We start from the raw sequence: 23,600 nt of genomic DNA on the forward strand, positions 1-23,600 counted from the left end.
TGTATGAGCATGCCCTTCCGCGGGTGCGGGACGGTCACCGTCAGTAGCGGCGTGCTCCGTAGAACGGGAACTTGGCCATCGACTCGATTTTCACCGGGACACCGAATGTGGACGCGTGCAGGATGTTGCCGTTGCCCGCATACAGGCCGACGTGAGAGGCGTCGTCGTAGAAGAGGACCACGTCGCCGGGCTGGAGCTGATCGCGAGACACCGGGGTGCCCCCGCCTGCCTGCGCCTGACTCGACCGCGGCAACGTCTTCCCGACCTGCTTGTAAGCCCACACCACGAGACCAGAACAGTCGAACTCGTTCGGACCGGTGGCGCCCCAGACATACGGGTCGCCGATGCGGGTCATCCCGGCCTGGAGTGCGCTCGACCCGGAGCCCGGTGTGAGGTGGGCGAGGATTGTGTTCGGATCGAATCCCGGCGGGAACGGGGTACCGGCCAACTGGTCGCGCTCGGCGCCCGTGAGGTCACCGAACGCCTTCATCACCTCACCGATCTGTGCCTGCAGGTCACTCTGCTTGCGCTGCAAATCGTCGCTGAGCGCCTTGGCCTGCTCGGTTGCGGACCGGGCTGTGTCCGCGGACTGCTTCGATGCTTCCGCGGCCTTCGCCGCATCCGACGTCGCTGCCTGGAACTGCGCGACCTGGTTGCGGGTCTCGTTGGAGATGACGTCGAGAGCCGACATCTGGTCCAGAAGTTGCTGCGGCGAATCACTGACCATCACCGCGAAGAGCCGATTGGTGCGGGCTCCCTGGTAATTGGCCGTCGCCAATTTGTTGACCACCGGCTCGAACACCGCGATGCGCGCGTTGGCGGCGTCGAGAGCCCCCTGATCACCGGCGAGCTTCGCCTCGGCGTCACGTTGTGCCGCCAACTTGGCGTCGAGGTCGATCTGCGCGTTGTGGAGTGCCTCGGACGTCTGCTCGGACTGCCGGGAGAGATCACCGAGTTTGGCCAGTGCCTCCGTCGGGTTGGTTACCACCGGGTCCGCGCCCGCCGACACGGTGGGCAGAGAGGTGAGTGTCAAGGACAGGACGCCCACGGTCAGCATGCTGCGCAGCGAGCGCTTCATCTTGTTCGAGCCCACGGAATGCGGTTCTCCGTTCATCGATCTCCACCACCCGAGACGCGATGCGATGCGCGACACGAGGGTCCGCGGTCGCGCAGGGCCACGGAATGCTGAAGAGGTGGCGACCCGCGTTGTCGTCCGGTTCGGGTGACATGAGTTCGCAAGGTCTCGGATAGGTTACGGAATGGCATACGTTCGTGTCCACCTCCGACGCAGCCTCGTGGCACAGACGACATCGGCGCGCATTTCCGGCGGTGACAGGGCGCCGAGATGTCACAAAGGGTGGGTTCGAATGGCGATTCGAACCCACCCTGGGTGGTCGTGCGCGATCCTGCGAAGCTACCCCGTACATCCCCGGACGAGTCCCGGAGATGTGTGTGCCACGCGGCTGGATCAGTAGCGGCGTGCGCCGTCGAAAGGCATCGACGCGATGGGCGCCAACTTGACCGGCTGGCTCTCGGTCGAGGCGTGGATCACGTTGCCGTTGCCGGCGTAGATACCGGAGTGCGACCCACCGTAGAAGGACACGACGTCGCCGGGACGAAGATCGGACTGCGCGACGGGAGTCCCGGCCGCGGCCTGGTCGTAGCTGGTGCGCGGCAGGTTGAGTCCGGCCTGCTTGAACGCCCACTGCACGAGACCGGAGCAGTCGAACGAATTGGGACCGGCGGCGCCGTAGACGTACGGAGCACCGATTTTGCTCTGAGCTGCCTGAACAGCTTTGTCGCCGGTGGAGGACGCGGGCGGCGCGGGCAGCGCGGGCGCTCCGGGGACCTGCGGGATGACGACGCCCGGGATCTCGAAGGTTCCGATTCCGGGGATGGTGATGGGGTCCGCAGCGGCCGGGGCTGCGGTAGCGGTGAGCGCACCTACTGCAAGAGCGCTGGCGACGATTGCCCGCCGCACATTCCGCTTGGAAACTTGTGACGCCACGAAAGGGGTACTCCGTTTCTTCCATTCGTCCGCCGACCGAGTTAGCTGACGGGTTCGGGCTGGGAAGATCAGCCCTACCCACCGGTCCGACGAACGTCCCGGCAGGATTCACCCCAGTAGAAACTTGGGTTCCCGGTACGGCCCTCTCACGAGAAGCCGATTAGGCGGTGACTAGCGATGCTGTCCCGGTGTGGGGCGGCAAGACTCCGCTAGGTCTCAGGAAGGTTACGAAATGGAGTACCCGGATGTCGACCGGGACACGCGAAGATTGCCCATCGGGCGCAGGGATACCCGCTGCGGTCGCCTGTACCGGGTTCCGATAACAGCGAGATAACAGTCGGTTGGTTTCCGATCTCTTTTCGATAGCGGCTGTGGCGATTTCGCCCCGACCCTTTCGCGACGAGCCTTCGCCGCCCCCGCATCCTTGCAGTTCACATACCCTTCATCGATACGAGACCCGCAACGCGTCGCCGAGGCCGAACACCTGTCGTCGTCCGCCCGAGGCACACTCACTGCGCGACAATCGCTGCCCGCTACCGCACTCCGGGACGAGCCGGGAAAAGGCAGTGTGATCCTCGTCTCCCCACCCCCGAAGTGTTCGTCGGAAGTGGCTTGTCGGTACCCGCCCATACGCTCCGGGCCGTGAGAGTTTCCGGCGTACCCGAGTTACCGAAATTCGTGCAACCGAAGTTCGAGCAACTGAGGTTCGACGAGCTCGACACCCCGCTGCGAGATACCACCTTCGTGATCGTCGATCTCGAAACGACCGGTGGACGGCCCGGGGAGGACGCGATTACCGAGATCGGCGCCGTGAAGGTGCGTGGGGGCGAAGTACTCGGCGAGATGGCCACCCTCGTGGATCCGGGTCGCTCCATCCCGCCGCACATCGTGGAGATCACCGGAATCACCACGGCGATGGTCGTGGACGCCCCGCGTATCGAGCGGGTACTGCCCGCCTTTCTGGAATTCGCACGAGGCTCGGTGCTGGTTGCGCACAACGCTCCCTTCGACACCGGTTTCCTCAAGGCCGCCGCCGCGGCCACCGACACCCCCTGGCCCAAGTTCACGGTGCTGTGCACGGTCAAGCTGGCGCGCCGCGTCCTCACCCGCGACGAAGCGCCCTCGGTGAAGCTGTCCTCCCTTGCCCGGCTCTTCGACGTCAGCACACAGCCCACTCACCGCGCACTCGACGACGCCCGCGCCACCGTCGACGTCCTGCACGCTCTGATCGATCGGGTCGGCAACCAGGGAGTGCACAGTCTCACCGAACTCGTCGATTACCTTCCCGACGTCTCCTCCCACCAGCGAGCCAAGCGCACCCTGGCCAGTCACTTACCGCATGCCCCGGGGGTGTACCTGTTCCGTGGCCCCTCGGACGAGGTGCTCTACGTCGGAACGGCGACAGATCTGCGGCGCCGGGTACGCAATTACTTCACCGGGTCCGAGACGCGCGGACGGATGAAGGAGATGGTGGCGCTCACCACGCGGATCGATCATGTGGAGTGCTCGCACGCGCTCGAGGCCGGTGTCCGCGAACTGCGCCTACTCGCCGCACACACGCCGCCGTACAACCGGCGATCGAAGTATCCGAAGCGCGGATGGTGGATCACACTCACAGTCGAGGCCTTTCCCCGACTGTCCGTCGTACGCACTCCCGCTCCGGATTCACTCGGCCCGTTCCGGTCCCGCTCCACAGCGGTCGAGGTCGCAGAGACGCTCGCCGAGTACTGCGTCTTGCGCACCTGCACCACCCGGATACCGAAAGGGCGCGAGCATGGACCGCAATGTCCGCCGCGCGAACTCGCCCGGTGCCCGGCGGCCGTGCAGGGTCTGAAAACCGAGGACGACTACAGCCCAGGCCCCCGACTCTTCCGTCATCTGCTGCGAGGCGTCGACGACACGCCGCTGCGGCGGATGCGCACACGGCTGGACGCGCTCGCGGCGGGCGAGCTGTTCGAGAACGCCGCCCGGCTGCGCGACCGCACTGCAGACGTGGCCCTCGCACTGCGCAGGATGCAACGGCTGGCTGCCCTCACCGCGCTCGAGGAAATCGTGGCGGCCCGCCCGGCCGCCACCGGAGGCTGGGAGTTCGCCGTGATCCGGCACGGCCGGCTCGCATCCTCCGGGCGTGCGCGGCGCGGAATACACCCGATGCCGGTGGTCGAGGCTCTGGTGCTCGCTGCCGAGACCGTCGTTCCGGATGATGCACCGCTCCGCGGGGCCTCGCCCGAGGAAGCCGGTCTGCTGGCCCGCTGGCTCGATTGCGAGGGCACCCGCATAGTCAGCGCCTCCGCGGGATACTGCGAACCCGCCCGGGGGGCCGGATCGTGGGCGGAGTGGTGCGAGCGGGCCCGCGCCGGCAGTGAACCGACACCCGAACCGGAGTCCCGAGCGCCTCTGCCCGACGCTGTTCACCACCACATAGGGTGGCACTCATGATCAACGCCATCGTCCTGATCCACGCCGAAGCCCGCCGCATCCCGGAAACAGCGCAAGCCGTCGCCGATATCGACGGCGTCGACAAGGTCTACTCCTGCGCCGGCGACATCGACCTGATCGCAATCGTGCGGGTCCGGGACCACGCGAAGATCGCCGAAGTGGTCACCGAGGGGATCAACAAGGTCGACGGAGTGTCCAGGACGGCAACACACATCGCGTTCCAGTCCTATTCGAGCGCCGATGTCGAGGCCGGATTTTCCATCGGCGAATGACCGGCGCCGGGCGGCGCGCTACTTGGTCGCCGTCATCGCCGAGGTGACTGCGGCCCACTTCGCCAGAAGTGCCGCCGCCGCCCCACTGTCGATTGCCTGAGCTGCCGTCGTAATACCCTCGGCCAAGATTTCTTCGAGCGGGCGGTCGCCGAGACCACGGAAGGCCGCGATGGCGCCGGCAGCGTTGAGCAGCACCGCGTCACGCACCGGCCCGGCCTCGCCGTCGAGGAGGCGCCGTGCCACCAGCGCGTTCGCTTCGGCGTCCCCGCCCCGCAGCTCGTCCAGCGACACCCGGGCGATACCGAGATCGCGAGGATCGAGCTGACGCACCGTCACCGATCCCTCGGACACGAGATGCACGGTCGACGTGCTCGACGTCGTCAGCTCGTCGAGGCCGTCATCCCCCCGCACCACGAGTGCGGAGTTACCGCGCTGCGCCAGCACCCCGGCGACAACCGGGATCAGATCGCGGAACGCGCAGCCGATGAGTCCCGCGCGCGGCCGCGCCGGATTGGTGAGAGGCCCCAGCACATTGAACACCGTCGGAATGCCGATTTCCTTACGCGGGGCCGCCGCGAACCGGAGGGCGGGATGGAAGACCGGCGCGAAGCAGAAACCGATACCGGCCTCGCGCAAGGAGCGTGCTACCTCGTCGGGCCCCAAGTTGATCCGGACACCGAGTGCTTCGAGTACGTCGGCGCCGCCACTTTTCGAGGAGGCGGCCCGGTTTCCATGCTTCACCACCCGAATGCCGCTGGCGGCCACCACGATCGACGCCATCGTGGAGATGTTGACGGTGTTGGACCGGTCGCCACCGGTACCCACGATGTCCACGACATCGGCATCGACCGGCACCTTGCGCGCATGGCCCAGCATCGAGTCGGCCAGTCCGCGCAGTTCTTCCGGAACGACACCCTTCATCTTGAGGCCGACACCGAACGCAGCGATCTGGGCGGACGTGGCATTGTCGGACATGATTTCATCCATCGCCCACGTCGCGTCTTCCACCGACAGATCGCGTCCCTCGGTGAGCGCCCCGAGAACCGACGGCCACGTGCGGACCGGCGGGGTCGTGTCGTTCGTCCCCTGGGCGTCCGGGCCCTGCACGGTCGGGCTCTGCATCGTCGTGTCCCCTCGAAACTCGTAGCGATGTGTACTCGTGTGATCCGCTCTCCGCAGCCTAGTTGCCTTGTGTATCCGTCTCGCGCACCGGTTGCATTGCGTCCCACCCCGCGACGTCCCCACCGAGACGCTGCGCCAGCCCGGCCATTCTCGACCGCTCCTGGGAACAGTGCAGCGCGTCCAGCACCTGGACCCGTTGCAACACCAACTCCACGGTCCCCTCGGCGGCCCCGGAGGCGTCGGCAACCGCGACGCCGGTGCGCCGTGGCCGGTATCCGTCCTGCGCCGCAATGGACTCCGCGTCGCCGAGGGTGGTCGCCGGCAGTCGCAGATGGTGACGCAGCACGGCCTCCTCGTCGGCCCGCCACACCGGAGTCTCCGAGGCCGCGCGTTCGAGAGTGGTGGAGCACGCCTCCACGTCGTCGAAGCAGGAGGCGACCACGACGAGATCCTCCCGGTCCGGGTCCAGTGGGGGCGCTGACCTGCCACCGCCGAACAGTCTCCGCAACCACCCCGTACTGTTGTCACGAGTTCGCATTCCTCCACCCTTTCATGCCCGCCACCAGCGCGTCAGCAGGCAGAATCGGACAACCGGGACGCCTCGGCGCGCCGAGGGTGGACCCGGGTAGTCGTCTCTTACGACGAAGCGTCATACTTCTGTCTGTGACGAGCGCAGTAGGGACTTCAGGATCAGCAATCACCCAACGCGTGCACTCGCTGAACCGACCAAACATGGTCAGCGTTGGCACCATCGTGTGGTTGTCAAGTGAGCTCATGTTCTTCGCAGGGCTCTTCGCCATGTATTTCGTGGCCAGAGCACAGGCGAATGGAAACTGGCCGCCGGAGCCGACCGAGCTGAACCTCTTCCTCGCCGTGCCGGTGACGCTCGTGCTGATCGCCTCGTCGTTCACGTGCCAGATGGGCGTGTTCGCGGCCGAGCGCGGTGACGTCTTCGGTCTGCGTCGCTGGTACCTCCTCACCCTCGCCATGGGCACGTTCTTCGTGCTCGGCCAGGGATACGAGTACGTGCACCTCGTCGAGCACGGCACGTCCATCTCGAGCAGCGTGTACGGCTCGGTGTTCTACATGACCACGGGATTCCACGGTCTCCACGTCATCGGCGGTCTCATCGCGTTCGTCTTCCTGATCGCCCGCACCAAGGTCAGCAAGTTCACGCCCGCCCAGGCCACCGCCGCGATCGTCGTCTCGTACTACTGGCACTTCGTCGACATCGTGTGGATCGCCCTGTTTGCCACGATCTATTTCATCCGTTGATCAGCTGAACGCCCAGGCAGCCCCCTGACGTCCAGTCCGTCCCGACATACCAAAGGGATACAGATGAGTTCATCCCCCCCGCCCGCATCCGATACCACGGCGTCTGCCGAGAAGACGCGTCGCCAGCGCAAGCTACGCCGTCGCGTCACGGGCGCCCTGGTCCTGATGATGGGACTGGTCAGCGCCGGTTTCCTCGCGTCCGCGTTGACGCCTACCCCGCAGGTGGCCACCGCGACCGACGATCAGGCAGCACTGATCCGCGAAGGCAAGCAGTTGTACGACACGTCGTGCATCACCTGCCACGGTGCAAACCTGCAGGGTGTGCAGGACCGCGGGCCCAGCCTGATCGGTGTCGGTGAGGCCGCCGTCTACTTCCAGGTGTCGTCGGGACGCATGCCCGCGTCGCGTAACGAGGCGCAGGTCGAGCGCAAGCCGCTCAAGTTCGACGCCGAGCAGACGGACGCCATCGGCGCCTACATCCAGGCCAACGGCGGCGGCCCCACGGTCGTGCGCGACGAGAATGGCGAAATCGCCCAGTCCTCGCTGCGCGGCGGCGACATCGGACGAGGCAGCGAACTCTTCCGCCTCAATTGCGCGTCCTGCCACAACTTCACCGGTCGCGGCGGAGCACTGTCCTCCGGTAAGTACGCGCCCGTCCTCGACCCTGCCAACGAGCAGCAGATCTACACCGCGATGGTCACAGGACCGCAGAACATGCCCAAGTTCTCGGACCGTCAGCTGACCCTCGAGGAGAAGAAGGACATCATCGCCTACATCAAGTCGTCGGGCGAGACGAAGCAGCCCGGTGGATACGGACTCGGCGGCATCGGTCCGGCATCCGAGGGCTTGGCCATGTGGGTCGTCGGAATCATCGCTGTCGTCGGTGCAGCACTGTGGATCGGAGCAAGGTCATGAGCGACGCTGGCCAACCGGGCGGCGCTACGCCAAAGAAGTACACGGACGCGGAACTCGAGAACCTGAGCCGCGACGAGCTGGTCGAACTCGGTACCAACCTCGACGGGGTCGATGTCGCGTTCCGCCGCAACCGCTGGGCGGTCGAAGGAACCAAGGCCGAGAAGCGCGCCGAACGCTCCGTGGCGTTCTGGTTCGCCCTCGCCGGCGTCTCGGCCGTGGCGTTCATCGCGATCTACCTGTTCTGGCCGTGGGAGTACGCCGGCGCCGGTGAAGAGAACTACTCCGCGTACAGCCTGTACACCCCCCTGATCGGCCTCACCATGGGTCTGGCCATCCTCGGCCTCGGTGTCGGCGCCGTCCAGTTCACCAAGAAGTTCATCCCGGAAGAGCTGTCCGTCCAGGACCGCCACGACGGCGGATCGTCCGAGACTGACCGCCGGACCATCGTCGCGGAACTCGGAGACTCCTTCGACACCTCGACGCTCGGCCGCCGCAAGCTCATCAAGCGCAGCCTCCTCTTCGGTGGTGGCGCACTCGGAATCATGTCGGTGATGCCGCTCGGTGGCCTGGTCAAGAACCCATGGGCACAGCGTGACGATTCGCCGCTCTGGGTGTCCGGCTGGACGCCCCGCTACGCCGGCGAGACCATCTACCTGCGCCGAGACACCGGTCGTCCCGAGGACGTCGTCCTCGTCCGTCCGGAAGACCTCGACGCCGGTGCCATGGAAACCGTTTTCCCCTTCCGCGAATCCGACCGCGGAGACCACGACGCCCTTCTCGAGGGCCTGCGCGGCATCCGCAACGCGACGATGCTCATCCGTCTGCGCACGGAAGACACCGAAAGGGTCACCAAGCGCAAGGGCCAGGAGAGCTTCAACTACGGCGACTACTTCGCCTTTTCGAAGATCTGCACCCACCTCGGCTGCCCCACGTCGCTGTACGAACAGCAGACCAACCGAATTCTCTGCCCGTGCCACCAGTCGCAGTTCGACGCGCTGACCTACGGAAAGCCGATTTTCGGTCCCGCTGCTCGTGCACTTCCGCAGTTGCCTATTACAGTGAACGAAGAGGGTTTCCTGGTCGCCACTGGTGACTACATCGAAGCTCTCGGCCCGGCATTTTGGGAGCGTCGACCGTGACCAACAACAAACCGTCCAGACTGAACGCCATGGCCGCCGGCCAGGCGGAGGCAATGGACTCTCGTTACCACCTCGCAGCCGGCATGCGGCGGCAGATCAACAAGGTCTTCCCCACCCACTGGTCGTTCCTGCTCGGTGAGATCGCGCTGTACAGCTTCGTCATTCTGCTGATCTCGGGTGTCTACCTCACCTTGTTCTTCGACCCGTCGATGGCCCACGTGGTCTACAACGGCGCGTACGAGCCTCTGCGCGGCGTCACCATGTCGCGCGCATACGAGACCACGCTGAACATCTCCTTCGAGGTGCGCGGCGGATTGTTCGTCCGGCAGATCCACCACTGGGCGGCATTGATGTTCGCGGCGTCCATCGTGGTGCACCTGATGCGCATCTTCTTCACCGGCGCCTTCCGGCGTCCGCGTGAAGCGAACTGGGTCATCGGTTGCCTTCTCTTGATCCTGGCCATGTTCGAGGGCTTCTTCGGTTACACCATTCCCGACGACCTCCTGTCGGGTACGGGCCTGCGTGCCGCGTTCTCCGGTATCACCTTGAGCATCCCGATCGCCGGTACCTGGCTGCACTGGCTGATCTTCGGCGGCGACTTCCCCGGCGACTTGATCATCCCCCGGCTCTACGTGGCGCACGTCCTGCTGTTCCCCGGCATCATCCTCGCGCTGATCGCCGGTCACCTCGCGCTCGTCTGGTACCAGAAGCACACGCAGTTCCCCGGCCCCGGCCGCACGGAGCAGAACGTCGTCGGCGTCCGGATCCTCCCCGTCTTCGCCGTCAAGTCGGGTGCGTTCTTCGCCATCACCTTCGGTGTTCTCGCGGTCATGGGCGGCGTGCTGCAGATCAACCCGGTGTGGACCATCGGCCCGTACAACCCGGCACAGGTGTCCGCCGGGTCGCAGCCCGACATCTACATGATGTGGACGGACGGCCTGGCCCGTCTGTGGCCCGCGTGGGAGATCTACCTGTTCGACCGGTACACCATCCCGGCCGTGTTCGCGGTGGCGCTGATCATGGGACTGGTCTTCACCGTCCTCATCGCCTACCCGTGGATCGAGAAGCGTCTGACCAAGGACGATGCTCACCACAACCTGCTGCAGCGTCCGCGGGACGTTCCGGTCCGCACGGCGATCGGCGCGATGGCACTGACGTTCTATGCCGTTCTGACGATCTCCTGCATCAACGACATCATCGCGTACCACCTGAGCATTTCGTTGAACGCGATGACCTGGATCGGCCGTATCGGCATGGTGTTGTTGCCGCCCCTCGCGTTCTTCGTGGCGTACCGGTTCTGCCTGGGTCTGCAGCGCAGCGACCGTGAGGTTCTCGAGCACGGCATCGAGACCGGCATCATCAAGCGGATGCCCAATGGTCAGTACATCGAGATCCACCAGCCGCTCGGCCCGGTCGACGGCCATGGCCACCCGATTCCGCTCGAGTACCAGGGTGCGGCCATCCCGAAGAAGATGAACAAGCTCGGCTCCGCAGGCAAGCCCGGCTCCGGCAGCCTTGTCACCGCTGACCCGATCGAAGAGAGCGAAGCTCTCGAGGCCGCTCTGCATCATGGTGAGCGCGAACAGCTCACCATGCTGACCGAGCTGCAGAATCGGGTGCACGGAAACGGAAGCTCAGGCAACGGCAGCTCCGGCAACGGCGAGGCCCACTGAGGCTGACCCAGCACTGATCAGGGCCCCGAACCACTTGTGGTTCGGGGCCCTGCCTCTATGGGACGAGCTGCATCTCCTCCCTCCTCTCGCGGCTGCCCACGGAACACCACTGTCACCGCGCCGAGGCTCAACAGCAGGCCTGTGGCGGTGAGGATTCCGAAGGGTTCACCGAAGGTCACGGCCCCCCACACCGCGGTCACGGGTGCCATCAGGAACATCAGCGTATTGACCCGGGTGACACCATTGCGTCGCAGCACCAGCCAGTACAGGCCGTAGCCGCCGAAGGTGGACAGAACCACCAACCAGGTCACGGCAAGCCAGAATGTGGCGTCAGCCGGTGGAGTCACATCTCCGCCCGCTGCGGCCATCGCGGTGAACAACACCGCGCTGGTGACACAGTGGATCGTCAGCGACACCGTGGGATCGGTGTCCCGAGGTGAGCGGCGCTCCAAGAACGTCGCGGCTACCAGTGAGAGCATCCCTGCGAACGGCACCAGATACGCCCACCACACCACTCCCCCGGACGAGGCGGCATCGCCGACGGTGACCGTCACGACGCCGACCACACCGAGCGCCAGACCCCACCATTGACGCGGCCCGACATACTCCCTCAGCAGCGGTCCGGCAAGTACAGCGACGACGAGTGGCTGAGTACCGTCGATCAGCGCCGTGGTCCCACTGGAGACCCCCAGGCCGATTGCCTGGTAGACGGTGAGGAGGTAGCCCGCTTGCGACAGGGCGCCGATGACGATCTCGCGCCGCACCGTGTGCATTCGGATGCCACTCCAGAGGTGGAGTCCGGAAAGCACTGCCCAGAGGACAAGCACCGCGGCGAGGGGCAGGAACCGCCACATGAGCAGGGTGATGGGATCGGCGGTGCCGGCACCGAGTTTCGCTCCGATGAAGCCGGAACTCCAGCACACGACGAAGGCCGCAGCGAGAAGTACATTCACGAAGATTCTCCCCGGGTATACAGATCTGTCTAGCAACCCATGCTATACCGATCTGTATACTTTTGTCATGAGCACAGTGCCGGAACTGAGACGTGTCACGCTGACCCCGGGGGCCCGACGTGCCCTGGCCGCAGCCGACCGCTTGTTCTACGAACGCGGAATCACCGCTGTGGGGGTCGATCTCATCGCCGCGGAGGCGGGCGTCACGAAGAAGACACTGTACGACCGGTTCGGGTCCAAGGAACAGCTCGTGGTCGAGTACCTCGCCGACCGCGACGAGCGCTGGCGACTGTTCCTTGCCGGCTATCTCGACGCAGCGGGCAGCTCACCGGACGGACGCCTGAAGGCTATCTTCGACGCATCCCGCGACTGGGCCGGTCAGCACAGCACAAGGGGCTGCAGCATGGTGAACGCACACGCCGAGATCAGCGACCCAGCCCATCCGGGGTACCGCGTCATCGTGGAGCAGAAGCGGTGGATGCTCGCACTGTTCACGCAGGTATGCACCGACGCGGGAGTGGTAGACGCCGACGAACTTGCCTGCACCTTCATGCTGCTCCACGAGGGGGCTCTGGTGGCACATGGTCTTCACGTGTTCGAGGACGCGCTCACCCTCGCGTCGGCTCGGTCACAGGCACTGCTGCGCGCGGCCGCCGCGGCCTCGCGTTAGTGATGCGACAACAACGGCGGGGCGCCGAAATCCCCTAGGATTCCGACGCCCCGCCGTGGGGTGTTGGCTCAGTGCTTTTCGGGTCCGACGTGGTACTCGAAGACCAGGCCTGCCGCTGCCGCCAACACGGCAACAACTGCAACAACGATCATCCAGGGCTGGAAGAACGCCAGCGCGAGGCCGGCGAGGGCCGCTGCACCGGCCAGCAGAATGGGCCAGTAGCTTCCGGGGCTGAAGAACCCGAGGTCGCCGGCGCCGTCGGCGATTTCTGCGTCCTCGTAGTCCTCGGGCCGGGTATCGAGACGGCGGGCGACGAACCGGAAGTAGGTACCGATGATCAATGTCAGGCCCGCCGACAGGCAGATGCCGGTCAGACCCGCCCACTCGATGCCGGTCCGGGAGACGGCGGTGAACACGCCGTAGACGATCGCGACGAGAATGAAGAATACCGTCAGGATCTCGAAGAGCTTGGCTTCGATCTTCATATCAGCACTTGTCCTTGGTCAATGAGGTATCAGCAGCGGGGTCAGTTACCTTCGACACCGCTCGCCTGCTGGTAGCCGCGATCGGTGGTGAACGGTGAGGTGGAGGTCGCCACAGGCGACTCGCCGATAGCCTCGAGAGCCTCCGCCGTGGTCAGCGCACGGCCACCCTCGTCGGCAGGCTTACGCAGATCGATGTACTGCGCGAACTTGTCCGGGCTCACGGCGCGAACCTCGAAGTTCATCATCGCGTGGAACGTTCCGCACATCTCGGCGCAGCGTCCCACGAAGGCGCCTTCCTTCTCGATCTCACTGATCTGGAAGACGTTGTCGGACTGGTTCTCCTTGGGGTTCGGGTTCACGTCCCGCTTGAAGAGGAACTCCGGCACCCAGAAGGAGTGGATGACGTCAGAGGAAGCGAGCTCGAACTGGATCCGCTTACCGGTCGGCAAGACGAGGATCGGGATCTCCTGGCTGGATCCGATGGTCTCGATCTTGTCGTAGTGCAGGTAGGACAGGTCCTGCGGGGACTTGCCGTGGATTGCACCGGGCTGAGCATGACCGCCCTCGCCCCCGTGCTCGGTTCCGGACGCCGCGCCTGCCTCGACGGCCGCTTGGGCCTCCTGGTCGATGCCGTCGTACTTGGCCTGGCCGTCACCGAGATCGATGGAGCGGTAACCGAACTTCCAGTTCCACTGGTAGGCGGTGACGTCGACCACGACGTTGGGGTTGTCCTCCTTGTCGAGGACGTGGTTCTGCACGACCACCGTGAAGTAGAACAGAACGGCGATGATGACGAACGGGACGGCGGTGTACGCCAACTCGAGCGGCACGTTGTACGCAGTCTGGCGAGGGAACTCGGGAGAGTCCTTCTTCTTACGATGGAAGATCACCGCCCAGAATGTGAGGCCCCACACCAGGATGCCCATGACGAGGGCGGCGATGACCGACCAGGTCCAGAGCTCACGCATGCGTTCTGCCTGCGGGGTTACGCCCGAAGGCCACCCGAAACGAAGCACTTCGTTGTCGATTGAACAACCCGACAGCAGCAAGGCAGCAACGCCCAAAGATGCTGCCAACCCTGCCCGCCGAAGGATCCGACCTTGCGCCACGTTCACGCCTTCCTGATCGCCGCAAATTCCACTAGGGCACACCCGATGGGAAGGCCCAATTACTACGCAGCGTAGACCAAAGCGGATGGCTGTCCCTCCTCGGGTCGGGCGGTCGTGTCGCCACCGCTGCCGGGGCGGTGTCCTCGACGGCCGGAACCGGCCGCCGCGGAAATCTGCGGCATACTTTCCGGCAGAGTTCCCTGACCTCTCCACACCCGTGTGGAGCATCCCAGATTCTGAATTGAGGTACCGGACGCTGTGTGCGGACTGCTCGGGCTACTGACCTCTGGAGAAACCAGCGACTACGCCGTCTCACAGGTCGACGAGGCGATGCACTGCCTGCGGCATCGCGGGCCGGACGAGCACGGGACGTGGCACGACGATCACCTCGTGTTCGGCTTCAATCGACTGTCGATCATCGACATCGAACACTCCCACCAGCCGTTGCGGTGGGGTCCTGCCGAGAACCCGCAGCGGTACGCCCTCACCTTCAACGGTGAGATCTACAACTACCTCGAGGTTCGCGCGGAACTGGCCGAGCAGTTCGGGGCGCAGTTCGTGACCGAAGGCGACAGTGAGGCCATCGTCGCGGCGTTCCATTACTGGGGCGAGGACGCTGTGCGGCGCCTGCGCGGCATGTTCGCGTTCGCGATCTGGGACACCGAGACGCGGGAGCTGTTCATTGCCCGCGACCCCTTCGGCATCAAGCCTCTGTTTCTGGCGACGGGGACGGGCGGCACCGCGTTCGGCAGCGAGAAGAAGAGCCTACTCGAGCTGGCCGACCTCATCGGTATCGGTACGGACCTCGATCCGCGGGCCGTGGAGCACTACACCGTGTTGCAGTACGTGCCGGAACCGGAGACGTTGCACAAGGACATCCGCCGACTCGAATCAGGCTGCTTCGCCCGGGTGCGTCCGGCCGAGGCACCGGTGATCACCCGGTATTTCGCCCCTACCTTCCCGGTGCAGCCCTTCACCGCGGGAACTGAGAAGGCCCGGTATGCGGAGATCGCGGCGGCTCTGGAGGATTCTGTCGCCAAGCACATGCGGGCCGATGTCACGGTTGGTTCCTTCCTTTCGGGCGGCATCGATTCGACGGCCATTGCGGCGCTCGCGATGCGCCACAATCCGAACCTGATCACCTTCACCACCGGCTTCGAGCGGGAGGGCTATTCCGAGGTCGACGTCGCGGCCGAGTCGGCAGAGGCCATCGGGGCACGGCACGTCGTCAAGGTGGTCAGCCCCGCAGAATTCGCGGCGGCAATCCCGGAGATCGTGTGGTACCTGGATGATCCCGTCGCCGATCCGGCCCTCGTTCCGCTGTGGTTCGTGGCGAAGGAAGCCCGCAAGCACGTCAAGGTGGTGCTGTCGGGCGAGGGCGCCGACGAATTGTTCGGCGGCTACACCATCTACCGCGAGCCGCTGTCACTGAAGCCGTTCGAGTATCTACCGAAGGGTCTGCGGCGGGCCGCGGGACGCTTGTCGGAACGGATCCCCGACGGGACACGCGGAAAGAGCCTGCTCAATCGCGGCTCCCTCACCCTCGAGGAGCGGTACTACGGCAACGCCCGCAGCTTCAACGATGCCCAGCTGCGTACGGTGCTGCGCGATTTCCGTCCCGAATGGACGCATCGGGACGTCACGGACCCGATCTACGCCCAGTCGCAGGGATGGGACCCCGTGGCCCGCATGCAGCACCTCGACCTGTTCACCTGGCTGCGCGGTGACATCCTGGTCAAGGCAGACAAGATGACCATGGCCAACTCCCTCGAACTGCGGGTGCCGTTCCTCGACCCGGAAGTGTTCGAGGTGGCCTCCCGGGTGCCGTTGGAACAGAAAATCACCAAGAACACCACGAAGTACGCGCTACGGCAGGCTCTCGAAGGCATCGTGCCCGGCCACGTGCTGCACCGGGCCAAGCTCGGGTTTCCCGTGCCGCTTCGGCACTGGTTACGCGGCACGGAACTCTTCGACTGGGCGCACGAGCAGATCGCTGCGTCCGGCACCGACCATCTGCTCGACAAGGCCGCCGTCGCGAAGATGCTCGACGATCACCGGGACGGCGTCTCAGATCACAGCCGTCGCCTGTGGACCGTCCTGACCTTCATGGTCTGGCACGGCATCTTCGTGGAGAACCGGATCACGCCGAAGATTGCGGAGCCTGCGTACCCAGTGTCCCTCTAGGCGCTCCGCGCCCGTGAGTGGTTGAGGAGTCCCTGGACTCGTCAACCACTCACGAGCGGCAGAGCCGGCTCTTACGGGAGAAACGCCGCAATCTCGTCGGCCGCGGTGGAGCCGTACGCATCGGCCAGTCGTTTGACGGCCTCGTCGCGGTCGAAGGTCCACTCCTGGGTTCCCATTGTCTCCAGGACGAGCACGGCGACGAGCGATCCCAGCTGGGCGGAGCGCTCGAAACTCAGGCCGGCGCTGTGCGCGAGGAGGAATCCTGCCCGGAATCCGTCGCCGACACCGGTGGGGTCGACTTTGCCCTTCTCCGGTACGACGGTGACCCGGGTATGGGTGCCGTCCGACTCGACGATGTCGACGCCCTTCGAACCCAGCGTGGTGACCCGGACGCCGACCTGCGCACGAATCTGCTCCTCGGACAGCCCGGTCTTCTGCTGGAGCAATCCCCATTCGTACTCGTTGGTGAACAGGTACTTGGCGCCTCGGATCAGCGCCGTTGCCTCGTCACCGTTGAGCCGGGCCAGCTGCTGCGAGGGGTCGGCCGCGAACGGAATGTTCTTCTGCCTGCATTCGTCCGTGTGGCGGATCATCGCCTCGGGGTCGTTGGCGCCGATCAGCACCAAGTCGACACTTCCACTAGTTCCGGTGACCTGTTCCAGCTCGATCTCGCGAGCCTCGCTCATTGCGCCGGGGTAGAACGACGCGATCTGCGCCATGTCCTCGTCCGTGGTGCAGACGAACCGCGCGGTGTGCGCCGTCGTGGAGATCCGAACGGCGGTGCAGTCGACGCCGTTGCTCTCGAGCCACTCACGGTAATCGGCGAAGTCGGCCCCCACGGCGCCGACGAGGAGCGGCGAGCCGCCCAGGACACCCATGGCGTACGCGATGTTGCCGCCCACTCCCCCACGCCGGACCACAAGGTCATCGACCAGGAAACTCAACGAGATATGGCTGAGCTGATCGGCGAGCAGTTGCTCGGCGAACCGGCCGGGGAACCGCATCAGGTGGTCGGTGGCGATGGAACCGGTTACCGCAATTGTCACGGGCGGATGCCTTTCGGTGAGGGGCGGGATTTCTCACCGTACCCGCAGTACCACCCATGATCGGGTGGGAGCACGGCGAGGTGGACAGTGGTGTCCGGACACCAAAAAGTCTGACACGGAACCTGAGCTCCGCATCAGACTTTTCGATTCAGTTGTCGGCCGGCCCGGGACTCAGTTGAAGGAGTCGCCGCAGGCGCAGGACCCGGTGGCGTTGGGGTTGTCGATGGTGAACCCCTGCTTCTCGATGGTGTCGACGAAATCGATCGACGCACCTTCGACGTACGGCGCGCTCATCCGGTCGACAGCGAGGGCTACGCCGCCGAAGTCGACGATGAGGTCGCCGTCGAGGTTGCGATCGTCGAAGAAAAGCTGGTAACGCAGTCCTGCGCAGCCGCCGGGTTGCACGGCGATACGCAGTGCGAGGTCGTCACGACCCTCCTGATCGAGCAGCGCCTTTGCCTTGGAGGACGCAGCCTCGGTCATCTTGACGCCGTGGGTGGCGGTCTCGTTCTGCACAGTCATGGGCTCTCCCTGTAGTTCGTAACAAACCCGTGAACGCTTCAACGGTACTCCGCGCCCGACTTATTCCCGGGTTTCATTGCCTCTGCGGGGCGACCGCACAGCAATCACCGTCCATGGTATCCGACGTCGCGATATCCGGTTACTACCGAAGGGGTTCCCATTAACCAACGCCGTGCCCCCACGGCCGTCGTCAGAGAGAATTGATCCCCTGTAGGACGAGTGCTGCCGCGGCAGGAATCAGCATTCCGAGACCGATAGATGCGAATGTGGCACCGATGGCTCGGTGGGTGCGACTGCTAAACATGGTCATCCCGACGAAGCCAATCATGGCCGCGAGGAAGAAGAGGTAAATCGGGGGCAGAACCAGCAGGCCCAGAATGCCGGCGCCAAGGGCGATCGCAAACCAGGACCACCGCAGATCCTCGACCTCGAGCTTCGCTACCGTCCACATCGTCAGCACCTCGCTTGTACCCGAAGTTTACCGAGATCGGGCCGTCCAGCGGAGGCAGGAAACACGACCGGACGTGCGGTTATTTTCGGGTGTTCGGCTTTCTGGCGAGCATGAAGGTGACCGCGCCGCCGACGACCACCACACCGATCACCAGCAGGATCCAGACGGGGAATCCACCGGACTCCTCCGCTGGCTGCGCTTGGGAGGGGTTCGCAGCCGTGGTCGCCGAAAGCGCTGTACCGGCGGTGGGAGTAGCCGCGACCCCCGCCCGGGTGAGGTCGAAGGCGTTTGTGCCGGCGATCGGATGACCGTCGGAGGAGACGACCCGGAGGGCGACGGTGTACTGTCCGGGACCGCGAATCCGGCGCCGCGAATCGAACCGGCCAATTCGTGGATCGGGTTGTGCTGCATTGCATGCCCGCTCACAGCTCCGACGAGGTGGTAGGCGATGCGGTTACGCGGTGGCCGGAAGTCGGCAATCAACAGCCGCCCGCCGGGCCTGAGTACCCGGAACGCCTCTGCAAGCGCGTTCGCGCGCAGTTCGGGTGGAATGTGATGAATGGCCAGGCTGGAGATCACGAGGTCGAAGGACACGTCCGGCTGGGGAAGGTCTTCGGCACCGGCGATGACGAAGGTGCAGTTCGCCAGGGCTCGCCGGGTGGCGTACTCGATCATCGGCGGTGACGGATCAATGCCCACCACGCGCCCACCCGGACGCACCACGCGGGCAGCACGGCGGGAGAAAATGCCGGTTCCGCAACCGATGTCGAGCACCTCATCACCCGGCTCCGCACCGGATAGTGCGCAGGCCGTCGAAGACCCGGCGACGGACACCGCCGAATCCCACTACGGAGAACCACTCGTATAACCGGGCGCGCCGAATCAGTCCTCCGCTCGAGTGGTCGGCGTGTCCGTGAGATCCGCTGAGCAGTCGTCGACCGAGTCCCATGACGACTTTCCCTTCGGTGAGCTACCCCGGCCGACGCGCATCAGGGCGCGCCGGCGACAACGTGTTGGTGGGCGGGGTAGGCATGGACGAGTGCGGTGGACAATTTCGGCACCGCATGGGTCAAGGTGTGCTCGGCCTCGTGCGCTAACCGGTGCGCCTCGGCCAAGCTGATCTCGGGGTCGATGTCGAGCTCGACGTCGGCATGCAGACGGTGCCCGATCCACCGCATCCGCACGCTGCGCACCTCACGCACCCCGGGTTCTACGGACAACGATCCCTCGGCGGCGTCGACGAGTTCCGGATCGACCCCGTCCATCAAACGGCGGAACACGTCCCGCACCGCGGTGCGCAGGACCGCGAGGATCGCCACGGTGATGACCAGTCCGACGATCGGGTCCGCCAATGGGAAGCCCAGGGCCACACCCCCGGCGCCGAACAACACGGCCAGAGAGGTGAAACCGTCGGTGCGTGCGTGCAATCCGTCGGCGACCAGGGCGGCGGAGCCGATCTGGCGGCCCACCCGAATGCGGTAGAGGGCGACGAGTTCGTTACCGACGAATCCGACGAGGCCTGCCACGGCAACCCACCCGACGTGCTCGATCGATACCGGGTTGATCAGTCGCCGCACGGCTTCGACTCCGGCGATCACCGCGGACAGCGTGATCATCGCGACCACGAACAGCCCCGCCAAGTCCTCGGCCCGCCCGAACCCGTAGGTGTAGCGGCGAGTGGCCGCCCGACGCCCGAGCGCGAACGCAATCCACAACGGAATCGCGGTCAGTGCGTCGGAGAAGTTGTGCACCGTGTCCGCCAGCAATGCGACCGAACCCGACACGGCGACGATCGCCAACTGAGCAATCGCGGTGACACCCAACGCGACCAGGCTGATCTTCACCGCCCGAATGCCGATCTCGCTCGATTCGAGGGCGTCGTCGACACTGTCCGCTGCGTCGTGACTGTGCGGGGCGAACACCTCCCGCACCGCCGCCCGGAACCGGCCACCACCCTCATGCTCGTGACCGTGACCGTGACCGTGGGTGTGAGTCGGTGGTTTCGGTGCGTGACTCATGCCTGGCCACCCTCCGCACGTGCGGGAGCCGGAATATCGGCACCTGCCGAAGACGGAGCCGGACCCGACTTTCGCTCGGGATGCAGAATCCGCAACTCGTCACCGGTGCGGTGATGCCCCGGAACACCCGGCCCGGCATGCTCCGCATTGAACACCGCGTCGGTCACCAACTGGCGTATGTGATCATTCTCCAGCCGGTAGATCACCTGGGTGCCTTCCTTCCGCGTACGCACCAAACGCGCCATCCGCAGCTTCGCCAAATGCTGCGACACCGACGGGGCGGGCTTTCCCACATGCTCGGCCAGGTCGTTGACCGACAGCTCGCGATCCACCAACGCCCACAGCACCTGGACGCGGGTGGAATCGGCCAGCATGCGGAATACCTCGACCACCAGATCAACCTGATCGTCCGGCAAGCGCCGACGGCATGAACCGTTATCTGCATTCATACGCAGATAATAACGCACAGTTCTGCCGAAACCGGGTAAGTCCTCGCACCCACGAAGCCTTCGCCCGCCGAGGCCACCCCGCATTTCGGTGCGAGGGCAGTTTTCCTCGTGGCCGCGTCTTCCCATAGGCTGGAAGAGTGAAATTGCTACGCCGCGGTGATTCGGACAATTCAGACAAGCGGGATGCCGAGACGGCCGCGCCGTCCACGGCACCGGAACCCGAGTCCGCCGAACAGGTCGGCAAGGGCCGTCCGACTCCTAAACGCCGCGACGCGGAAGCGAGGCGGCGAGGACCTGTGGCACCGGCACCTCTGACAGCGAAAGAGGCGCGGGCACGACGCAAAGCCACGCGGGGCAGCAAGGAAGAACGCAAGATCGCTGCCGCGGAACGGCGGGCCACGGCGTCCGAGCGACGCGCCCGCATGCTCGCCGGGGAGGACAAGTACCTCCTGCCGCGCGACAAGGGGCCGGTCCGCGCGTATGTCCGCGATATCGTCGACGCCCGGCGCAACCTCGTCGGACTTTTCATGCCACTGGCGCTGGTATTGATCATGGCGATGTTCGTCAGCCCCGCCCTGCAGGCGATCGTGACGCTGGCGATGCTCGTGATGATGCTGTTCATGGCCGCAGAAGGTGTGTGGCTGGGTCGCAAGATCAACTCCCGGGTGCGCGAGCGCTTCCCGGATACGATCGACGGCGGCTTCAAACTCGGCTGGTATGCGTTCGTTCGGGCGTCGCAGATTCGTAAGCTTCGCGCTCCGAAGCCCAGGGTTCGTCCGGGCGACGCGATCTAGGACTCACCCTCTTCGCGTCAGTGATGCGGCGCGCGGTGCGACTCGGCGAGGAGTCGGCCCAGTTCGGCGTCGTGGCCATCGGACTGATCCGCAGGCGGGTCGGCCGGCCGGAAAAAGTTGTCGCGGAAACTGCGGCGAAGCCACGGGCGTGGCGTGCCCAGGCGCTTCCCGGCGAACATCACGGCCGCGTTCAGCGCTACCAAGAGCGCTACAAGGGCGAGGAACTCAGTCATGGCTGAAAGTCTCCGCTCGACTACTTCCGGCCAACAGTGGCGCAAATGACGATGTACGTCAAAATACTGCCAAATTGTCGGGTTGGTAGCGTTTGGGTCTGTGTCCCCTGCCGAGCCCCCGAACCGACCGGATCTCCCCCACAGGTCCTCGCGAACCCTGGTTCTCGGCGGCGCACGATCCGGGAAGTCGGCATACGCCGAACGGCTGGCGCACACTCTCGCGGGTACCGAATCGGTCCGCTACCTCGCCACCAGTCGCCGCGATCCCAGCGATGTCGATTGGGAGGACCGCGTCGAGCAGCACCGAGTCCGCCGTCCCGCCACCTGGACCACGATCGAGACGGCCCCGGGCCGCGACCTCGCCGAGCAATTGCGGTCGTCCACCGACGCCCCTGTCACGCTGGTGGACGATCTGGGCACCTGGCTGACCGTGGAGTTCGACGCCGCCGGCGCCTGGGATCTGCCGCGAGGCGCCCTCGCAGGTGAGGTGGAGGAACTGGTGACGAGCGTCCGCGACTACCCCGGTGACCTCGTCCTCGTGACACCGGAGGTCGGCCTCGGGGTCATCCCGGAGACCCGCTCCGGACGCCTCTTCCGCGACGAAATCGGCGCCCTCAACGCCCGGCTGGCCGAGGTATGCGATCGGGCAGTCCTCGTGGTGGCCGGGCTGACCATGACCCTGAAAGACCTACCCGCCGCGAATGCATCCGGGACAACAGTTCCCAGTCGAACGAGAGGCCAAGCGTGACGAGCGAGTCCGTGAGCAACGACCCCGGTCGGTTCGATCCAGTTCCCCCGCCGGACGACACGATCCGCCGCACGGCCGAAGCCCGTCAACTGCAGCTCACCAAACCGGCCGGCTCACTGGGACGGCTCGAGGTACTCGCATGCTGGGCATCGGCATGCCAGGGAATATGTCCGCCCGCACCTTTCGAACGGGCCCGCGTCGTCGTCTTTGCCGGGGACCACGGAGTCGCGCGCACCGGGGTGTCGGCGTATCCCCCCGAGGTGACGGCGCAAATGGTCGCCAATTTTCTCGGCGGCGGGGCCGCGGTCAACACTCTTGCCGACCGCGCGGGTGCCAGTGTGCGCGTCATCGACATGTCGGTCGACGGCGACACCGATCCGACGGTGTCGGCGTACAAGGTGCGGCGCTCGTCGGGGGTGATCGACCGCGAGGACGCACTCACTTCCGAAGAGACCCTGCGGGCCATCGAAGCCGGTCGCTCCATCGCGGATTACGAAATAGATTCCGGCGCTGATCTTCTCATCGCCGGAGACATGGGAATCGGCAACACCACCCCTGCCACGGTGCTCATCGCGGCGCTGACGGACACCGAGCCCGTCGCAGCGGTGGGTCGGGGAACCGGTATCGACGACGCCGGGTGGATACGAAAGACGGCGGTGATCCGCGACGCCCTGCGCCGCGCTCGGCCCGTCGTCCGCGACACGGTGGCCTTGTTACGCACCGTGTCGGGCGCGGACATTGCAGCGATGGCAGGTTTTCTCGCGCAGGCGTCCACGCGCCGGACGCCGGTGATCCTCGACGGCGTCGTCGTCACGGCCGCTGCCATGGTTGCCGAGGAACTGGCCCACGGCGCCCGCGCGTGGTGGCTCGCGGGACACCGGTCGACCGAACCGGCACACACGATCGCCCTGAAACACCTGCAGCTGGACCCTCTCCTCGAACTCGACATGCGCTTGGGTGAGGGGTCGGGCGCGGTGGCCGCACTACCGATCCTGCAAGGCGCCGTGGCCACACTCGCATTCATGGCGACGTTCGACGAGGCGGGAGTCAGCACCGGCGACGTCACCGAGGCCGACGTCGCCGACGTGGACTGAT

25 protein-coding genes, 1 pseudogene and 1 riboswitch are annotated in these 23,600 nt (G+C 65.5%); of the genes and pseudogenes, 11 read left to right on the forward strand and 15 right to left on the reverse strand.

Annotated features, from left to right (window positions below; all coding sequences use genetic code 11):
• Positions 1-40 precede the first annotated feature (40 nt).
• Together JQT59_RS25255 and JQT59_RS25260 are read right to left on the reverse strand one after the other, a co-directional pair.
• Positions 41-1,093 carry a C40 family peptidase gene (locus JQT59_RS25255; RefSeq protein ID WP_213578080.1) on the reverse strand — a complete coding sequence of 351 codons (1,053 nt, stop codon included), beginning with the start codon at positions 1,091-1,093 and terminating at the stop codon, positions 41-43.
• A gap of 375 nt (positions 1,094-1,468) precedes the next feature.
• Positions 1,469-2,008: an NlpC/P60 family protein gene (locus tag JQT59_RS25260; RefSeq protein ID WP_109329220.1), complete on the reverse strand. Its 540-nt coding sequence runs from the start codon at positions 2,006-2,008 to the stop codon at positions 1,469-1,471.
• Between the two features lie 14 nt (positions 2,009-2,022).
• Positions 2,023-2,185, reverse strand: a riboswitch (cyclic di-AMP (ydaO/yuaA leader).
• 465 nt (positions 2,186-2,650) lie between these two features.
• Between JQT59_RS25260 and JQT59_RS25265 the strand changes: the two genes are divergently transcribed.
• Positions 2,651-4,447, forward strand: a complete 1,797-nt coding sequence (locus JQT59_RS25265) for a DEDD exonuclease domain-containing protein (RefSeq protein ID WP_502939735.1) — start codon at positions 2,651-2,653, stop codon at positions 4,445-4,447.
• Positions 4,444-4,719: an Lrp/AsnC family transcriptional regulator gene (locus JQT59_RS25270; RefSeq protein ID WP_109335029.1), complete on the forward strand. Its 276-nt coding sequence runs from the start codon at positions 4,444-4,446 to the stop codon at positions 4,717-4,719. The genes JQT59_RS25265 and JQT59_RS25270 overlap by 4 nt, the downstream gene beginning before the upstream one ends.
• An 18-nt stretch (positions 4,720-4,737) precedes the next feature.
• On the opposite strand, the gene trpD is transcribed toward JQT59_RS25270, so the two are convergent.
• Both trpD and JQT59_RS25280 read right to left on the reverse strand, forming a co-directional pair.
• On the reverse strand, positions 4,738-5,841 hold the full coding sequence (trpD, locus tag JQT59_RS25275) for an anthranilate phosphoribosyltransferase (protein ID WP_213572437.1): 1,104 nt from the start codon (positions 5,839-5,841) through the stop codon (positions 4,738-4,740).
• A 58-nt stretch (positions 5,842-5,899) separates the two neighbouring features.
• Positions 5,900-6,379: a hypothetical protein gene (locus JQT59_RS25280; RefSeq protein ID WP_213572438.1), complete on the reverse strand. Its 480-nt coding sequence runs from the start codon at positions 6,377-6,379 to the stop codon at positions 5,900-5,902.
• A gap of 125 nt (positions 6,380-6,504) precedes the next feature.
• On the opposite strand from JQT59_RS25280, the gene ctaE reads away from it, so the two are divergent.
• From ctaE to qcrB, 4 genes are all read left to right on the forward strand, one after another.
• On the forward strand, positions 6,505-7,116 hold the full coding sequence (ctaE, locus tag JQT59_RS25285) for an aa3-type cytochrome oxidase subunit III (protein ID WP_159921669.1): 612 nt from the start codon (positions 6,505-6,507) through the stop codon (positions 7,114-7,116).
• 63 nt (positions 7,117-7,179) lie between these two features.
• A complete protein-coding gene (gene qcrC, locus JQT59_RS25290; RefSeq protein ID WP_213572439.1) occupies positions 7,180-8,031 on the forward strand; it encodes a cytochrome bc1 complex diheme cytochrome c subunit in 852 nt (283 codons plus the stop codon).
• The gene (gene qcrA / locus JQT59_RS25295) at positions 8,028-9,170 is read left to right on the forward strand and encodes a cytochrome bc1 complex Rieske iron-sulfur subunit (RefSeq protein ID WP_213572440.1); all 1,143 of its coding nucleotides are present in this window, start codon (positions 8,028-8,030) and stop codon (positions 9,168-9,170) included. Before qcrC ends, qcrA begins: the two co-directional genes overlap by 4 nt.
• 29 nt (positions 9,171-9,199) lie before the next feature.
• Positions 9,200-10,843 (forward strand): cytochrome bc1 complex cytochrome b subunit, encoded by a 1,644-nt coding sequence (gene qcrB / locus JQT59_RS25300; RefSeq protein ID WP_213578084.1) that lies wholly within the window; start codon positions 9,200-9,202, stop codon positions 10,841-10,843.
• Positions 10,844-10,860: 17 nt separating this feature from the next.
• Here qcrB and JQT59_RS25305 read toward each other — a convergent pair whose 3' ends face one another.
• Positions 10,861-11,796, reverse strand: coding sequence for a DMT family transporter (locus JQT59_RS25305; RefSeq protein ID WP_213572441.1), 936 nt, complete (start codon positions 11,794-11,796; stop codon positions 10,861-10,863).
• Positions 11,797-11,863: 67 nt separating this feature from the next.
• On the opposite strand from JQT59_RS25305, the gene JQT59_RS25310 reads away from it, so the two are divergent.
• Positions 11,864-12,466 (forward strand): TetR/AcrR family transcriptional regulator, encoded by a 603-nt coding sequence (locus tag JQT59_RS25310; RefSeq protein ID WP_213572442.1) that lies wholly within the window; start codon positions 11,864-11,866, stop codon positions 12,464-12,466.
• Positions 12,467-12,534: 68 nt separating this feature from the next.
• Here the strand turns inward: JQT59_RS25310 and JQT59_RS25315 are convergent, their stop codons facing one another.
• Positions 12,535-12,951, reverse strand: coding sequence for a cytochrome c oxidase subunit 4 (locus JQT59_RS25315; RefSeq protein ID WP_109329202.1), 417 nt, complete (start codon positions 12,949-12,951; stop codon positions 12,535-12,537).
• Positions 12,952-12,992: 41 nt separating this feature from the next.
• Positions 12,993-14,066: an aa3-type cytochrome oxidase subunit II gene (ctaC, locus tag JQT59_RS25320; protein WP_208961829.1), complete on the reverse strand. Its 1,074-nt coding sequence runs from the start codon at positions 14,064-14,066 to the stop codon at positions 12,993-12,995.
• Between the two features lie 252 nt (positions 14,067-14,318).
• Here ctaC and asnB point away from each other — a divergent pair, with 252 nt between their 5' ends.
• Positions 14,319-16,244, forward strand: coding sequence for an asparagine synthase (glutamine-hydrolyzing) (gene asnB / locus JQT59_RS25325; protein WP_213572443.1), 1,926 nt, complete (start codon positions 14,319-14,321; stop codon positions 16,242-16,244).
• Between the two features lie 71 nt (positions 16,245-16,315).
• Here asnB and JQT59_RS25330 read toward each other — a convergent pair whose 3' ends face one another.
• The 7 genes and pseudogenes from JQT59_RS25330 to JQT59_RS25355 form a co-directional block, all read right to left on the reverse strand.
• Complete coding sequence (locus JQT59_RS25330) at positions 16,316-17,290, reverse strand: carbohydrate kinase family protein (protein ID WP_213572444.1); 975 nt, start codon at positions 17,288-17,290, stop codon at positions 16,316-16,318.
• Positions 17,291-17,461: 171 nt separating this feature from the next.
• A complete protein-coding gene (locus tag JQT59_RS25335) occupies positions 17,462-17,812 on the reverse strand; it encodes a HesB/IscA family protein (RefSeq protein ID WP_213572445.1) in 351 nt (116 codons plus the stop codon).
• Positions 17,813-18,002: 190 nt separating this feature from the next.
• Positions 18,003-18,263: a hypothetical protein gene (locus tag JQT59_RS25340; RefSeq protein ID WP_213572446.1), complete on the reverse strand. Its 261-nt coding sequence runs from the start codon at positions 18,261-18,263 to the stop codon at positions 18,003-18,005.
• 79 nt (positions 18,264-18,342) lie between these two features.
• A complete protein-coding gene (locus tag JQT59_RS38440) occupies positions 18,343-18,651 on the reverse strand; it encodes a copper resistance protein CopC (RefSeq protein WP_397517956.1) in 309 nt (102 codons plus the stop codon).
• A 23-nt stretch (positions 18,652-18,674) separates the two neighbouring features.
• Positions 18,675-19,097: pseudogene (locus JQT59_RS38445) on the reverse strand (class I SAM-dependent methyltransferase); the annotation flags it as partial.
• 155 nt (positions 19,098-19,252) lie between these two features.
• A complete protein-coding gene (locus JQT59_RS25350) occupies positions 19,253-20,281 on the reverse strand; it encodes a cation diffusion facilitator family transporter (protein ID WP_213572447.1) in 1,029 nt (342 codons plus the stop codon).
• Entirely contained in the window at positions 20,278-20,730 is a 453-nt protein-coding gene (locus JQT59_RS25355; RefSeq protein ID WP_213572448.1) for an ArsR/SmtB family transcription factor, read from the reverse strand. Before JQT59_RS25355 ends, JQT59_RS25350 begins: the two co-directional genes overlap by 4 nt.
• A 137-nt stretch (positions 20,731-20,867) precedes the next feature.
• Here JQT59_RS25355 and JQT59_RS25360 point away from each other — a divergent pair, with 137 nt between their 5' ends.
• Positions 20,868-21,524, forward strand: a complete 657-nt coding sequence (locus tag JQT59_RS25360) for a DUF3043 domain-containing protein (RefSeq protein WP_159921647.1) — start codon at positions 20,868-20,870, stop codon at positions 21,522-21,524.
• Between the two features lie 17 nt (positions 21,525-21,541).
• Here JQT59_RS25360 and JQT59_RS25365 read toward each other — a convergent pair whose 3' ends face one another.
• Positions 21,542-21,757 carry a hypothetical protein gene (locus tag JQT59_RS25365; protein ID WP_213572449.1) on the reverse strand — a complete coding sequence of 72 codons (216 nt, stop codon included), beginning with the start codon at positions 21,755-21,757 and terminating at the stop codon, positions 21,542-21,544.
• Between the two features lie 100 nt (positions 21,758-21,857).
• Here JQT59_RS25365 and cobU point away from each other — a divergent pair, with 100 nt between their 5' ends.
• A complete protein-coding gene (cobU, locus tag JQT59_RS25370) occupies positions 21,858-22,505 on the forward strand; it encodes a bifunctional adenosylcobinamide kinase/adenosylcobinamide-phosphate guanylyltransferase (protein WP_213572450.1) in 648 nt (215 codons plus the stop codon).
• Positions 22,502-23,599 (forward strand): nicotinate-nucleotide--dimethylbenzimidazole phosphoribosyltransferase, encoded by a 1,098-nt coding sequence (cobT, locus tag JQT59_RS25375; RefSeq protein WP_213572451.1) that lies wholly within the window; start codon positions 22,502-22,504, stop codon positions 23,597-23,599. Before cobU ends, cobT begins: the two co-directional genes overlap by 4 nt.
• Position 23,600: the final 1 nt, after the last annotated feature.

This window comes from Rhodococcus sp. USK13, assembly GCF_018343855.1.
GTDB classification, from domain to species: domain Bacteria; phylum Actinomycetota; class Actinomycetes; order Mycobacteriales; family Mycobacteriaceae; genus Rhodococcus_F; species Rhodococcus_F oxybenzonivorans.

Excerpts from the sequence above, each read along its gene's own strand:
- JQT59_RS25365 (WP_213572449.1), bottom strand. The coding sequence starts at position 21,757 with ATGACTGAGTTCCTCGCCCTTGTAGCGCTCTTGGTAGCGCTGAACGCG.
- JQT59_RS25335 (WP_213572445.1), bottom strand. The coding sequence starts at position 17,812 with ATGACTGTGCAGAACGAGACCGCCACCCACGGCGTCAAGATGACCGAG.
- qcrC (WP_213572439.1), top strand. The coding sequence starts at position 7,180 with ATGAGTTCATCCCCCCCGCCCGCATCCGATACCACGGCGTCTGCCGAG.
- trpD (WP_213572437.1), bottom strand. The coding sequence starts at position 5,841 with ATGCAGAGCCCGACCGTGCAGGGCCCGGACGCCCAGGGGACGAACGAC.
- JQT59_RS25310 (WP_213572442.1), top strand. The coding sequence starts at position 11,864 with ATGAGCACAGTGCCGGAACTGAGACGTGTCACGCTGACCCCGGGGGCC.
- JQT59_RS25315 (WP_109329202.1), bottom strand. The coding sequence starts at position 12,951 with ATGAAGATCGAAGCCAAGCTCTTCGAGATCCTGACGGTATTCTTCATT.
- qcrA (WP_213572440.1), top strand. The coding sequence starts at position 8,028 with ATGAGCGACGCTGGCCAACCGGGCGGCGCTACGCCAAAGAAGTACACG.
- JQT59_RS25270 (WP_109335029.1), top strand. The coding sequence starts at position 4,444 with ATGATCAACGCCATCGTCCTGATCCACGCCGAAGCCCGCCGCATCCCG.
- JQT59_RS25340 (WP_213572446.1), bottom strand. The coding sequence starts at position 18,263 with ATGTGGACGGTAGCGAAGCTCGAGGTCGAGGATCTGCGGTGGTCCTGG.
- JQT59_RS25350 (WP_213572447.1), bottom strand. The coding sequence starts at position 20,281 with ATGAGTCACGCACCGAAACCACCGACTCACACCCACGGTCACGGTCAC.
- JQT59_RS25280 (WP_213572438.1), bottom strand. The coding sequence starts at position 6,379 with ATGCGAACTCGTGACAACAGTACGGGGTGGTTGCGGAGACTGTTCGGC.
- JQT59_RS25355 (WP_213572448.1), bottom strand. The coding sequence starts at position 20,730 with ATGAATGCAGATAACGGTTCATGCCGTCGGCGCTTGCCGGACGATCAG.
- qcrB (WP_213578084.1), top strand. The coding sequence starts at position 9,200 with ATGGCCGCCGGCCAGGCGGAGGCAATGGACTCTCGTTACCACCTCGCA.